Source organism: Cupriavidus sp. R6-3 (assembly GCF_059772245.1).
Genome location: NZ_JCBAJO010000131.1, coordinates 1 through 13,662 on the forward strand (window position 1 = coordinate 1; position 13,662 = coordinate 13,662).

Here is a 13,662-nt window from a genome sequence, read left to right on the forward strand (position 1 = left end):
GGCTGAGCACGGCTCCGGCAACGGGACCAGCGGTAAGCGCAAGTCAAGCGCAAGCAGATAGCGGAATACACAGGGAGCCAGCCTCATGGCCAAGTTTTTCATCGACCGGCCGGTGTTCGCGTGGGTGATCGCGCTGATCATCGTGCTGGGCGGGATATTGTCGATCATGCAGTTGCCGATCGCGCAGTATCCCAATATCGCGCCGCCGACCATCTCGGTCACGGCGACCTACCCCGGCGCCTCCGCCAAGACGCTCGAAGACTCGGTCACCTCGGTGATCGAGCAGGAGCTCAATGGCGCGCCCGGGCTGATGTACTACCAGTCGACCAGTGAGTCGACCGGCCTGGCGACCATCACCATCGCCTTCCAGCCGGGTACCAACGTCGACCTGAATTCGGTCGAGGTGCAGAACCGCCTGAAGCGGGTCGAGGCGCGTCTGCCGGCGGAAGTGCGCCAGCAGGGCGTGCGCGTCGAGAAGGCCGGGAACAACTACATGATGTTCCTGACCGTGACGTCCAAGTCCGGCAATGCCAGCGCGATCGAGCTGGGCAACTACGTATCGGCCAGCGTGCTGGACTCGATCCGCCGTGTGCCCGGCGTCGGCCAGGCCGACCTGTTCGGTACCGAGTACGCGATGCGGGTGTGGCTGGATCCGGCCAAGCTGACCGGCTACAACCTGACCCCGCTGGACGTCACCGCGGCGATCTCCGAGCAGAACATCCAGGTCGCCGTCGGCGAGCTGGGCGGCACGCCGTCGCCGCGCGGCACCGAGCTGAACGCCACGGTGACCACGCAGAGCCGGCTGTCGACGCCAGAGGAATTCGCCAACATCCTGTTGCGCGTGAATCCGGACGGCTCGCAGGTGCGCATCCGCGACGTCGGCCGCGTGGAACTGGGCGGCGCCGACTATTCGACCGTCGCCCGTACCAACGGCAAGCAGTCGGCCGCCATCGCCATCAAGCTGGCGCCGACCGCCAACGCGCTGTCCACCGCCACCGCGGTGCGCGCGAAGATGGAGGAGCTGTCGAAGTTCTTCCCGGCGGACTACGAGTACACCGTTCCGTACGACACCTCGGCCTTCGTCAAGATCTCGATCGAGGAAGTGGTCAAGACCCTGCTCGAAGCGATCGTGCTGGTGTTCCTGGTGATGTACCTGTTCCTGCAGAACTTCCGCGCCACGATCATCCCGACGCTGGTGGTGCCGGTCGCGCTGCTGGGTACGTTCGGCATGCTGCTGGCGTTCGGCTTCTCGATCAACGTGCTGACGATGTTCGGCATGGTGCTGGCCATCGGTATTCTGGTGGACGACGCGATCGTGGTGGTCGAGAACGTCGAGCGGATCATGAGCGAGGAAGGGCTGTCTCCACGCGAGGCGACCCGCAAGGCGATGGGCCAGATCACCGGCGCCATCGTCGGCATCACGCTGGTGCTGACCGCGGTGTTCATCCCGATGGCGTTCTTCGCCGGTTCGGTGGGCAACATCTACCGCCAGTTCTCGCTGTCGCTGATCGCCTCGATGGCGTTCTCGGCGCTGATGGCGCTGACGCTGACGCCGGCACTGTGCGCGACGCTGCTCAAGCCGGTCGAGGCGGGCCATCACCACGAGAAGAAGGGCTTCTTCGGCTGGTTCAACCGCAGCTTCGCGCGCGCGGCGACGGGCTACCAGAGCATGGTGGCGCGCATCCTGGGCCGCACCGGCCGCTACCTGATCCTGTACGGCGTGATCATCGTCGCAGTCGTGCTGCTGTTCCAGCGCCTGCCGTCGTCGTTCCTGCCTGACGAGGACCAGGGCTACACCATCACCGTGGTGCAGCTGCCCAATGGCGCAACGCAGGAGCGCACCCTCGGCGTGCTCAAGCAGATCGAGGACTACTACCTGCAGAAGGAAAGCAAGATCGTCGACCAGATGATCACGGTGGCGGGCTTCTCGTTCTTCGGCCGCGGCCAGAACGGCGGTATCGCCTTCGTGCGGCTCAAGGACTGGAAGGAGCGCAGCGGCTCGGACGAAACCGCGCAGGCCCTGGTCGGCCGGGCGTTCGGCGCGCTGTCGTTCATCAAGGACGCGATCATCTTCCCGCTGAACCCGCCGGCGATTCCGGAATTGGGCAACTCGTCGGGCTTCGACTTCCGCCTGCAGGACCGCTCGGGCCAGGGCCACGCCAAGCTGATGGAAGCGCGCAACATGATGCTCGGCATGGCCGCGCAGAATCCGGTGCTGGCCGGCGTGCGTCCGGAAGGCCAGGAAGACGCGCCGCAGCTGCAGATCGACATCGATCGGGAGAAAGCGCGTGCGCTGGGCGTGTCGATCGCCGACATCAACTCCACGCTGTCGATCGCGTTCGGCTCCTCGTACGTCAACGACTTCATCTACGAAGGCCGCGTGCGCCGCGTGATCGCCCAGGCCGAAGGGGCGGACCGCCGTCTGCCGGACGACCTGACCAAGCTGCGCGTGCGCAACAGCAACGGCGACATGGTGGCCTTCGCGGCGTTCGCGACGTCGAAGTGGATCATGGGCTCGCCGCGCCTGGAGCGCTACAACGGGCTGCCCGCCGTCAAGCTGGCCGGCCAGGCCGCGCCGGGCCGCAGTACCGGCGAGGCGATGGCGGCGATGGAAGAGATGTTCGCCAAGCTGCCGCCGGGCTTCGGCTTCGAGTGGTCGGGCCAGTCGTACGAAGAGCGCCTGGCCGGCGCGCAGGAACCGATGCTGTACACGCTGTCGCTGATCATCGTGTTCCTGTGCCTGGCCGCGCTGTACGAGAGCTGGTCGATCCCGGCCGCGGTGCTGCTGGTGGTGCCGCTGGGCGTGCTCGGCGCGCTGCTGGGCGTGACGCTGCGCGGCATGCCGAACGACGTCTACTTCAAGGTGGGCCTGATCGCCACCATCGGCCTGTCGGCGAAGAACGCGATTCTGATCGTGGAATTCGCCAAGGACCTGCAGGCGCAGGGACGCGGGCTGATCGACGCGACGCTCGAGGCGGTGCACCTGCGCTTCCGGCCGATCCTGATGACGTCGTTCGCGTTCATCCTGGGCGTGCTGCCGCTGGCGATTTCGACCGGCGCCGGTTCGGGCAGCCAGCGCGCCATCGGTACCGGCGTGATGGGCGGGATGATCACGGCGACGCTGCTGGCGATCTTCCTGGTGCCCGTGTTCTTCGTGGTGATCCGCAAACGCTTCAAGGGCAGCGAGCGTCAGCGCATGCTGGACCAGAAGTGGCTGGACCCGAAGGAGGAAATCTGACATGACGAAAACACTGACCGCGCTGCTGCTGGTGGCCGGCGTGCTGTCCGGCTGCACCCTGGCGCCGCGGTATGAGCGTCCGGCCGCGCCGGTGGCAACCGACTTCCCGGCCGCGCCGGAAGGCTACGGCCAGTCCGAGGTGAAGACCGGCGAGAGCCGCCGCGCGGCCGACATCGGCTGGCGCGAGTTCTTCCGCGATCCGCGCCTGCAGGCGATGATCGCGACCGCGCTGGACAACAACCGCGACCTGCGCACCGCCGCGCTGCGCATCGAGGAAGCGCGTGCGCTGTACCAGGTGCAGCGCTCCGACCTGCTGCCGACCGTCAACGCGACCGGCGGCTACACGCGCCAGCAGGTCTCGGGCGCCGCCTCGCCGCTGGGCCAGGGCTATATCGCCGAGTACTGGCAGGCCGGCGGCGCGATCACCTCGTACGAGCTCGATTTCTTCGGCCGCGTGCGAAGCCTGTCCAATGCCGCGCTGGCGCAGTACTTCGCCACCGAGGAAGCGCGCCGCGCCGCGCAGATCTCGCTGGTGTCGGAAGTGGCCAAGGCCTATCTGGCCGAGCGCGCCTACGACGAGCAGTACGCGATCGCGCAGAACACGCTGAAGACCCGCGAGGAAACCTTCCGCCTGGCGCAGCAGCGTTTCGAGGCCGGCGCCACCTCGGCGCTGGACCTGCGCGACAACGAATCGCTGGTGGCCCAGGCTCGCGTCTCGGCCGCCGAGCTGGCGCGACAGCGCGCGCAGGCACGCAACGCGCTGGAGGTGCTGGTCGGCACGCCGCTCGGTTCGATCCCGAACCTGCCGCCGCCGCGCACGCTGTCGGAGGAACGCTTCGTCACCGACATCCCGCCGGGACTGCCTTCGGACCTGCTCGAGCAGCGTCCCGATATCCGCCAGGCCGAACAGGAACTGCTGTCGGCCAACGCGAATATCGGCGCCGCCCGCGCCGCGTTCTTCCCGCGCATCACGCTGACCGGCACGCTCGGCAGCATGAGCCGCGACTTCTCGGGTCTGTTCGAGGCCGGCACCAAGGCGTGGTCGTTCGCGCCGCAACTGGTGCTGCCGATCTTCGACTTCGGCCGCAACATGTCGAACCTGGATCTGGCCAACGTGCGCAAGAACATCCAGGTAGCCAACTACGAGAAGACCATCCAGGTGGCCTTCCGCGAGGTGGCCGACGCGCTGGTCGCGCGCGGCACGCTGGAAGAGCAGGTCAGCAGCCAGGAGCAGGTGCGCAACGCCGAGGCGGCGCGCTTCGAACTGGCCAATCTGCGCTTCCGCAGCGGCATCACCGGGCAGATCGAGGCACTGGACGCGCAGCGGCAGCTGTTCACCGCCGAGCAGGCGCTGATCCAGGCGCGGCAGCTGCGGCTGAACAATGCGATCGACCTGTATCGCGCGCTGGGCGGCGGGCTGTCGGAAACCGGCCCGGTGGCCTCGGCGCCGACGCCGCAGAACGGCACCGCGCGCTGAAGGCGCGGCAGCCGGCAGGACAAGGAAAGCGCCTTCGGGCGCTTTCTTTTTTTCACTGACAGGCATCCCGGGTGCTGTTGCCCCGGACCCTGGCCAATGCTAGATTCGCCTGCATCCAGCCCTTGGCAGTAAGCCGTTGCAATCATCCAGCAGCGCGCCGAACCCCTGGGCTTTTTTCATTTTGGCGTAGCAACGCAGGCGCAGGAGTCAGCATGCCGACAGCCATCCTTATCGACGGCGCCTTCTTCATCAAGCGCTTTCGGGCAATCGAGCCGCAGAACGCCCATGACGCGCGCCGGGCGGCGGAGTGCGCCCATCGATGGGCATGTGCCCATCTGTCACCACGTCGAAACGGCACTGGAGGCGATGCATTCCCGGATCGCCAGAGACGGCGGCTGGATCGTCGCGAGTTGTATCGCATCTTCTTCTACGACTGTCCGCCGCTGACAAAGAAGATGCACAACCCGATCAACAAGCGAATTGTCGACTTCGCCAAGTCGGCCGAGGCTGCTTTCCGGCTTCAGCTCCATGAGCATCTGCGAGGCATGCGCAAGGTCGCACTGCGGCTCGGGCATCTTTCCACCTACAGCCAATGGACCATCAAGGCGTCCAGGGTCGCCGACCTGTTGGCCGGCAAGATGCAGATGGCCGAGCTGACGCCCGACGATGTAATGGTCGATATCCGCCAAAAAGGCGTCGACATGCGAATCGGCGTCGATGTGTCCTCGTTGGCGTTCAAGAAGCAGGTTGACCAGATCGTGCTGATAGCGGGCGACGCCGACTTCGTGCCGGCGGCAAAGCAGGCCAGGCGCGAAGGAATCGACTTCATCCTCGATCCCATGTGGCAGCGCATTCCACCAAACCTCAACGAGCACATCGATGGTCTGCGATCGACTTGCCCGCGGCAGAGAGTCCTCGAATGCCGGGGCGATGCTTCGCAACCGTAGTTGCGTTTTGCCGTGTATGTGCGGGCTGTTCCTGGGGCGAAACATCGATAGCGGACAGGAGGTGGCCTGAGCGGCTCGCGGACTGTTAAAGCCCGGCGCGCTTTTCTACAGAACCGGCCGGCCGATGCACCTACGATCGCGTTTGTCGGTTCGCCCGTCAACGCTTGCGGGAGCCAGCTACCAACCCCAGCTCCTCGTTGGGTCGCACGTCATCCTTCCTTTGGTAGTTGGCTTTTTTTCTTCCCCAGCCTTTCCCGGCGGTTCCCTTCCCTCCCCTCGCCCGCTCCCTTCCGGTGCCGTTGCGATTCCATTTCGTTCGCGCTTTTCCCGGCCGCAGGCAGCATTAGCTTTCACGCGAAATTCACTAAAAAGCGTCGCCCGATCGGCGCCAGCTGTACGTGCACTCCTTCGGAAAGCGATACCTTGCGTCTCCACATCGTTCTTCAACGCCGGAGACCATGGGACATCGACCATGACAGAGAATGCCAACGCCGACGGCGCCGACCGGCGCTACTACCAGACCGAGGACTCGTTGACGCGCATCGCCTGCCGGGTGCTCGACGGCAAGCTGTGGATGACGCTCGACAATATGGCGGCCCTGTACCGGACCTCGGAGCAGGATGTCGCCAGGCAATTGAAGGCCGCCTTCTGCGGGCGCCGGCTCGGTTCTGCTTCGATCCGTAAGGAGGCCCAGCGCGACGATGGCGTGGCGCCCGGCCCGACCTGCTACGCGCTCGACGCGGTGCTGCTGGTCGGCGTGCGGCTGGGCTCGTCGCGCGGCGAGGCCTTTGCGCAATGGGCGGCCGACGTGCTCGCCAACGAGCCGGCCGGGCCGGTGGAGGAGTCAGCGGGCGAGTCAGCGGGCGAGCCGGCGGCGCAGCGGGCAGCGCCGGAGGCAGGCACGGTAAAGTAGCCCACCGAACAACCTGCCGTGGGCAAGGACGCAGATGAAGCTGATCGAAACAGAGCGTTTGCAACAGGTGCTGAACGATTTCATCCGCGCCCGGGATTGGGCGCGGTACCACTCGCCGAAAAACCTGTCGATGGCCCTGAGCGTCGAGGTGGCCGAGCTGGTGGAGATCTTTCAGTGGAAGACGGAGCAGCAGTCCCACACCGTGATGGCGACGGACGAGCGCGAGCATGTGCGGCAGGAGCTGGCCGACATCCTGATCTACCTGGTCGAGCTGGCCAGTGTGCTGGAGGTCGATCTCGACGCCGCGGTGCGCGACAAGATCGCGCTCAATGCCGCCAAGTACCCCGCGATCACGCCATCGGAGTGAATCGCTAAATCGGAGGAGGATCGTCATGGCAGCGAATGCATCGACTCAGGCCGGCGCCATCCGCGTCGGCATCGGCGGCTGGACCTATGCCCCCTGGCGCGGCACGTTCTACCCGGAGGACCTGACGCAGGCGCGCGAACTCGAGTTCGCCAGCCGGCGGCTGACCGCGATCGAGATCAACAGCACCTACCACGGCACGCAGAAACGCGCGTCCTTCATCAAGTGGAAGGAGCAGACCCCCGACGATTTCGTTTTCTCGGTCAAGGCGTCGCGTTATGCGACCAACCGCCGGGTGCTGGCCGAGGCCGGGGAGTCGGTCGAGCGCTTCATCGACAGCGGTATTACCGAACTGGGCGCCAAGCTCGGGCCGATCGTCTGGCAGTTCGCGCCGAGCAAGGTGTTCGATCCCGAGGATTTCGAGGCCTTTCTCGCCTTGCTGCCGCAGGAAGCCGACGGCATCGGGCTGCGCCATGTGGTCGAAGTGCGCCACGCCAGCTTTGCCTGCCCCGAGTTCCTGGCGCTGGCCCGCCGCTACAAGGCGGCGACGGTCTTCACCGATGCCGAGAAATTCCCCTCGTTCGCGGATGTGACCGGGGACTTCGTCTACGCACGGCTGATGCGCAGCAACGCCAAGCTCAAGTACGGCTACGCGCCGAAATTGCTCGACGCGTGGGTCGAGCATGCCCAGGCGTGGGCGCGGGGCGAGGCGCCGCAGGGGCTGCCGCGGGTCGAGGACAACGACGCCCCGGCAAGCCGCCGCGACGTCTTCGTCTTCTTCATCAACGGCGACAAGGAGCGCGCGCCGGCCGCCGCGACCGCCCTGCTGTCGCGCCTCGATCCGGACTACGAGGCGCGCGTGCGGGTTTCCGGCAGGAACACGGCCAGCACGCCGAGCAGCGGCAAGTAGGCACACCAGCGGTAGACCGTCTCGATGCCGTGCGCGTCGGCGACCCCGCCGAGCACCGCGGCACCGATGCCGCCCATGCCGAAGGCCAGGCCGAAGAACAGGCCCGACACCATGCCGACCTTGCCCGGGATCAGTTCCTGCGCGAACACCAGGATCGCGGAGAACGCCGAGGCCAGGATGAAGCCGATCACCAGAGACAGCGCGGCGGTCCAGAACAGGTCGGCATGGGGCAGCATCAGCGTGAACGGGGCGACGCCGAGGATCGAGAACCAGATCACGCGCTTGCGGCCGATGCGGTCGCCGATCGGGCCGCCCAGGATGGTGCCGACCGCGACGGCGAACAGGAAGGCGAACAGATAGAGCTGGGCCGAGCGCTGCGGCACGTCGAAGCGCTCCATCAGGTAGAAGGTGTAATAGGTGCCCAGCGACGCCATATAGAAATACTTCGAGAACAGCAGCACCATCAGCACGGCCATGGCGCGCGCCACGGTACGGCCCGGCAGCCGCGGCGCGCTGGCCATCGCCTTGCGCGCGGCGCGGGCATGCTCGGCGAGGCGCTGGCCATACCAGCCGCCCACGCGCCACAGCACCGCGATCGCCAGCAGGGCCGCCAGCGACAGCCAGGCGATGCTGCCCTGCGTGTGCACCACCACGGCCGCCAGCAGCGGTCCGGCCGCGCTGCCGACATTGCCGCCGACCTGGAAGATCGACTGCGCCAGCCCATGGCGCCCGCCCGAGGCCATGCGCGCCACGCGCGACGATTCCGGATGGAAGATCGACGAGCCGGTGCCGACCAGCGCCGCGGCGACCAGCAGCACGCCATAGCTCGGTGCAATCGACAACAGCAGCAATCCCGCCAGCGTGAATCCCATGCCAACCGCCAGCGAATGCGGCTTCGGATGCTTGTCGGTGTACAGGCCGACCAGCGGCTGCAGCAGCGAGGCGGTGATCTGGTACGTCAGCGTCAGCAGGCCGATCTGCACGAAGCTCAAGTTGAAGCCGCCCTTGAGCATCGGATAGATCGCCAGGATCAACGACTGGATCATGTCGTTGAGCATGTGGGCGAAGCTGATGGCGGACAGCACGCGGAAGCCGGTGCGTTCGCCGGCGCCGGCAGCGGCCGCGCTCGGCGTGGCCGGCGCAGCGGGCGCGGCCGGTGTCACGGCGGCATCGGGCACATTGCCCAATTCGGCAGACAGGGAATCGATTCGCGAAGCCATGGCAAAGGTCTCTGGTTGGACTTTTTCTTGGGAGCGTTCGGGCGCGGTCGGGAAGTCGTCGGCAAGACGCGGGAGCAACACGGCAGCGAGGCCGCACGCGCGCGAACACGGTGATGCTATTCCTTGTGTTGGCGCCTGTCCTGCGAGATTGAGACTACAACCATCTCGAAACGGACAGATAATGGCCCTGTTCCACGCTCTATGCGCCACGCTTTCGCCACATTCGGGATATCGATCCAGATGGCCGATGCCGCTTCCCCACCCGACCACCAACCCGACGCCCGACCCGACGCCCCGCCCTCGCCGCGGCCGCGCTACATGGCCTACGACCGCGGCCCGATGCCGGTGGCCGCGATGGCCGCCGACTATCAGCCGGGCCATCTGACCACGCGCCACCGGCATCCGCACGCGCAACTGCTGCATGCCGTGCATGGCGTGATGGTCGTGGGAACCGACGAGGGTCAATGGATCGTGCCGCCGACGCGGGCGATCTGGGTGCCGGGCGGCACCGATCACTGGATCCGGATGGTCGGCCAGGTGCGCATGCGCACCGCGTATATCCGCCCGGACGCGGCCGCGGGATTGCCGACGCGCTGCACCGTGCTCGGCGTCTCGCCGCTGCTGCGCGAACTGATCCTGGCCGCGATCGACATCGTTCCGCCCTACTCGCCCGATTCGCGCGACGGCCACCTGATGCAGCTGCTGCTCGACGAGGTCGTGCTGCTGCCCGCGCTGCCGCTGCATCTTCCCCATCCCGTGGACCCGGCGCTGCGGCGCATCTGTGCCGCGATTCTGGAAGCGCCCGACACGCCGATGACGCTGGCGGACTGGGCGCGGCGAGTGGGCGTCGATGGCAGGACCGTGCAGCGGCGCTTCGCACGCGAGACCGGCATGACGTTCGGCCAGTGGCGCCAGCAGGCGCGGTTGCTGGCCGCGCTGGAGCGGCTCGCGGCGGGCGTCAAGGTCGTCGAGGTAGCGCTGGAACTGGGCTACCAGAGTCCCAGCGCGTTCGCGGCGATGTTCCGGCGGCAGTTCGGCGTACCGCCCAGCGCGTTCTTTCGCTGAGCGGGTTTGCCTTTTGGATGGAGTTGCCTGGAGAGCCCGCCGGTCAGGCGGCCAGATAGCGCTCGACCAGTCGCGTCCAGTACGCCGCGCCCACGGTCAGGTTGTCGTCGTTGAAATCGTAGGCGGGGTTATGCAGCAGCGGACGGCCGGCGCCATTGCCCAGGCGCACGAAGCAGCCGGGGCGCTGTTGCAGGAAATAGGCGAAGTCCTCGCTGCCCGAGATCAGCGGAATCTGGCCCACGACCTTGTCCGGCCCGACCAGCTCCTCGGCGACCTGGCGCGCGAACTCGGTCTCGGCTTCGCTGTTGACCACCACCGGATAGCCCGGGCGGTAATCGAGATCGACCGCGGCGCCATAGCCCTCGACGTGCGAGGTCACCAGCTGGCGGATGCGGGATTCGAGCGTGGTGCGCACCTCGGGGCTGAACGAACGGACGCTCAATTCGAGCTTGGCGCTTTCGGGAATCACGTTGGGCGCGTGGCCGGCATGCAGCGAGCCAATCGTGACCACCGCGGTTTCGTTCGGATCGATATTGCGCGACACGATGGTCTGCAGTGCCATCACCAGGCTGCCGGCGACCAGGATCGGATCGATCGACTGGTGCGGCCGCGCGGCATGGCCGCCCTTGCCGCGAATCGTAATCGTTACGGTATCGCAGGCCGCCATCATCGGACCGGCGCGGAACATGAAGGTGCCGGCCGGCACGCCCGGATGGTTGTGCAGGCCGAAGATCGCATCGCAGGGGAAGCGTTCGAACAGGCCGTCGGCCAGCATCCGCTGCGCGCCGCTGGCGCCCGCGCCGATTTCCTCGGCGGGCTGGAAGATCAGATGGACGGTGCCGTCGAAATTGCGCGTCCGCGCCAGCTGGCGTGCGGCGCCCAGCAGGATCGCGGTATGGCCGTCGTGGCCGCACGCGTGCATCTTGCCGCAATGGACGCTGGCATACGGCAGGCCGGTCGATTCCAGAATCGGCAGCGCGTCCATGTCGGCGCGGATGCCGACGCTGCGCCCGCTGTCGCCGTTGCGCAGCGTGCCGACCACGCCCGTGCCGCCGACCCCGCGTGTCACCGCATAGCCCCAGCGCTCGAGGCGCTGCGCCACCAGTTCGGCGGTGCGGTGCTCTTCGAATCCGAGTTCGGGGTGTTGGTGGATGGTGCGGCGAATCGCCTCGAGTTCGGCGCGGCTGTCCAGGGTATCGGACAACTCGCAATAAGCCGGGGTGAGATCGGCTCCGAGGCGGGACACAAGAATGGGGGGATCAACTTCTGACATGACGGCGCTCGTACTGGCTTAGTCCATGAAGCACAGTATTCCACTTAGGATCGCGAGTGCCTATGCGATTCGCTCTTTGCGCCGCATTTGTTTTCAGAACTGTTGCTAACGGGGTACGGTCCACCATGACGCGCGCAGGGTTGGGGGAACTCGATCGCCTCGATGGGATCAGAGTCCCCTCCCGTTCAGCGCCTGTTCAGCGCCTATGCAGCGCCCGTTCAGTTCGCCATCACACCGAGCGCGAGTAGGGCAGCACGCGCTGCGTCTGCTCGCCCAATCCCTCGATGCCAAGCCGCATGGTGTCGCCGGCCCGCAGAAAACGCGGCGGCTTGAGGCCCATGCCGACGCCCGGCGGCGTGCCCGTGCAGATCAGGTCGCCGGGATGCAGCGTCATGAAGCGGCTGACGTAGCTGACCAGCGTGGCGACATCGAACACCATCGTCGCGGTGGTGCCGCTTTGCATCCGTTTGCCATTGACGTCGAGCCACAGCGACAACGCCTGCGGATCGGGGACCTCGTCGCGCGTGACCAGCCACGGACCCACCGGGCAGAAGGTGTCGCAGCCCTTGCCCTTGTCCCAGGTACCGCCGCGCTCGATCTGGAATTCGCGCTCGGAGACGTCGTTGACGACGCAGTAGCCCGCTACGTGATCGAGCGCGGAGGCCGCCGGCACGTCCTGCGCGCGCGTGCCGATCACCACGCCGAGTTCGACCTCCCAGTCGGTCTTGACCGAATCGCGCGGCAGCATCACGGGATCGTTCGGGCCGTTCAGCGAACTGGTGGCCTTCAGGAACACGATCGGCTCAGAGGGGATCGGCATGTTGGCCTCGGCCGCGTGGTCGGCGTAGTTCAGCCCGATGGCGACGATCTTGCCGATCCCGGTCCATGGCGTGCCGAAACGCTCGGCTTCGGCCAGGGGCAGGGCGGTGGGGTCCAGCGCCGCCAGTTCGGCCAGGGCGTTCGGCGCCAGCGTGCGCGCGTCGATATCGCCGACCACTGCCGACAGATCGCGCACGCGGCCTTGCGCATCGATCAGTCCCGGCCGCTCGGCGCCGGCGCTGCCAATTCGTACCAGCTTCATCGTTCTCCTCGTTTTGCTTGGTGGTGTTCTGCAGATCTTCAGACGGTTCGGCCATTCTTCAGCCGATCAATTTGCCGCCGCCGCATTCGCCTGGCGCGGTGCGGCCAGCAATTGCTCGATGCGCGAGACCAGTTGCCGGTCCGACGGTTTCACCGAGCTTTGATAGCTGGCAACCACGCGCCCGTCGCGGTCGATCAGGTACTTGTGGAAATTCCATTTGGGCGCCGTGCCGCTTTCCCTGGCGAGCCGCGCATACATCGGATTGGCCTGGTCGCCGCGCACGTGCGTCTTGGCCAGCATCGGAAACTTGACGCCGTAGGTGTTGAAGCAGAAGTCGGCGATCTCCTTTTCCGAACCCGGCTCCTGCGAAAAGTCGTTGGACGGGAAGCCCAGCACCACCAGGCCGCGCTCGCGGTATTTGGCGTAGAGCGCCTCCAGGCCTTCGTACTGCGGCGTGAAGCCGCAATAGCTGGCGGTATTGACGACCAGCACGACCTTGCCGGCGTACTGGCACAGGTTCTGTTCGGCCTCGTCCTGCAGCCGCGGGAAACGGAAATTCAGCGTGGCCGGACAGCTGGCCGACGATGCCTGGGATGTCGCCGGGGCGGCGCCGGCAGGGCGGTTCGCGCCTGGTTCACCGGCGGCTTGGGCGAGCGGCGCGGACAGCGCGAGCGCGACGGCCCAGCGCAAGGCAGCGCGGCCGCGGCGTGGCGGCTGGCTCGAGAAGGCAGGGAAGCGGGTCATGGCGTCGATCTCCGGCGAACGGTGCGAACGGTGACCCGTAGTCTACGCCGGCGAGGGCGCTACGAGGCGAATGGGCCAAGGGCGGAAGGGCCGAAGGGGCGAAGGGGCGAAGGGCGAAGGGCGGAGGGCGAAGGGCAAAGGGGCGAAGGGGCGAAGGGCGAAGGGCGAAGGGCGAAGGGCGGAGGGCGAAGGGCGAAGGGCGAAGGGCGAAGGGCGAAGGGCGGAGGGCGAAGGGCGAAAGGCGGAGGGCGGAGGGCGGAGGGCGGAGGGCGAAGGGGCCAACCGGCGTGCGGTTGGCCGGCGCCATTTATTCCATCGCCAGCGGCTTGACGTGGTCCGACACGGCGCCGCGCAGCTCGACGTCGGGCGTCCGCCGGACCAGGCCGAGCGCCAGCAGCGCGGCCGCGGCGCCGGTCGCGAAGATCCAGTG

At 66.9% G+C, this 13,662-nt stretch carries 11 protein-coding genes; 7 read left to right on the top strand and 4 right to left on the bottom strand.

The genetic code is table 11. The features are described from left to right. Positions 1-85 precede the first annotated feature (85 nt). From AC6EI8_RS17795 to AC6EI8_RS17820, 6 genes are all read left to right on the top strand, one after another. A complete protein-coding gene (locus tag AC6EI8_RS17795; protein ID WP_149317406.1) occupies positions 86-3,238 on the top strand; it encodes an efflux RND transporter permease subunit in 3,153 nt (1,050 codons plus the stop codon). 1 nt (position 3,239) lies between these two features. Next, on the top strand, positions 3,240-4,715 hold the full coding sequence (locus AC6EI8_RS17800; protein WP_265633030.1) for an efflux transporter outer membrane subunit: 1,476 nt from the start codon (positions 3,240-3,242) through the stop codon (positions 4,713-4,715). Between the two features lie 212 nt (positions 4,716-4,927). Next, complete coding sequence (locus AC6EI8_RS17805) at positions 4,928-5,662, top strand: NYN domain-containing protein (RefSeq protein WP_150083200.1); 735 nt, start codon at positions 4,928-4,930, stop codon at positions 5,660-5,662. Positions 5,663-6,134: 472 nt separating this feature from the next. Continuing rightward, complete coding sequence (locus tag AC6EI8_RS17810; RefSeq protein WP_498382518.1) at positions 6,135-6,575, top strand: virulence RhuM family protein; 441 nt, start codon at positions 6,135-6,137, stop codon at positions 6,573-6,575. Between the two features lie 34 nt (positions 6,576-6,609). Then, positions 6,610-6,942 (top strand): nucleotide pyrophosphohydrolase, encoded by a 333-nt coding sequence (locus tag AC6EI8_RS17815; RefSeq protein WP_149317403.1) that lies wholly within the window; start codon positions 6,610-6,612, stop codon positions 6,940-6,942. Positions 6,943-6,967: 25 nt separating this feature from the next. Next, positions 6,968-7,849, top strand: coding sequence for a DUF72 domain-containing protein (locus AC6EI8_RS17820; RefSeq protein ID WP_149317402.1), 882 nt, complete (start codon positions 6,968-6,970; stop codon positions 7,847-7,849). Here the strand turns inward: AC6EI8_RS17820 and AC6EI8_RS17825 are convergent. Then, positions 7,786-9,069 (bottom strand): MFS transporter, encoded by a 1,284-nt coding sequence (locus AC6EI8_RS17825; RefSeq protein WP_498382519.1) that lies wholly within the window; start codon positions 9,067-9,069, stop codon positions 7,786-7,788. The genes AC6EI8_RS17820 and AC6EI8_RS17825 overlap by 64 nt on opposite strands. Positions 9,070-9,387: 318 nt before the next feature. Between AC6EI8_RS17825 and AC6EI8_RS17830 the strand changes: the two genes are divergently transcribed. After that, the gene (locus tag AC6EI8_RS17830; protein ID WP_498382520.1) at positions 9,388-10,134 is read left to right on the top strand and encodes an AraC family transcriptional regulator; all 747 of its coding nucleotides are present in this window, start codon (positions 9,388-9,390) and stop codon (positions 10,132-10,134) included. A gap of 43 nt (positions 10,135-10,177) precedes the next feature. Here the strand turns inward: AC6EI8_RS17830 and AC6EI8_RS17835 are convergent, their stop codons facing one another. The 3 genes from AC6EI8_RS17835 to AC6EI8_RS17845 all read right to left on the bottom strand — a co-directional run bounded on the left by AC6EI8_RS17835 (position 10,178) and on the right by AC6EI8_RS17845 (position 13,232). Then, positions 10,178-11,407: a M20 aminoacylase family protein gene (locus AC6EI8_RS17835; protein WP_149317399.1), complete on the bottom strand. Its 1,230-nt coding sequence runs from the start codon at positions 11,405-11,407 to the stop codon at positions 10,178-10,180. 229 nt (positions 11,408-11,636) lie between these two features. Next, on the bottom strand, positions 11,637-12,488 hold the full coding sequence (locus AC6EI8_RS17840) for a fumarylacetoacetate hydrolase family protein (protein WP_498382521.1): 852 nt from the start codon (positions 12,486-12,488) through the stop codon (positions 11,637-11,639). 66 nt (positions 12,489-12,554) lie between these two features. Continuing rightward, positions 12,555-13,232 carry a glutathione peroxidase gene (locus AC6EI8_RS17845; RefSeq protein WP_498382522.1) on the bottom strand — a complete coding sequence of 226 codons (678 nt, stop codon included), beginning with the start codon at positions 13,230-13,232 and terminating at the stop codon, positions 12,555-12,557. Between the last annotated feature and the right edge of the window lie 430 nt (positions 13,233-13,662).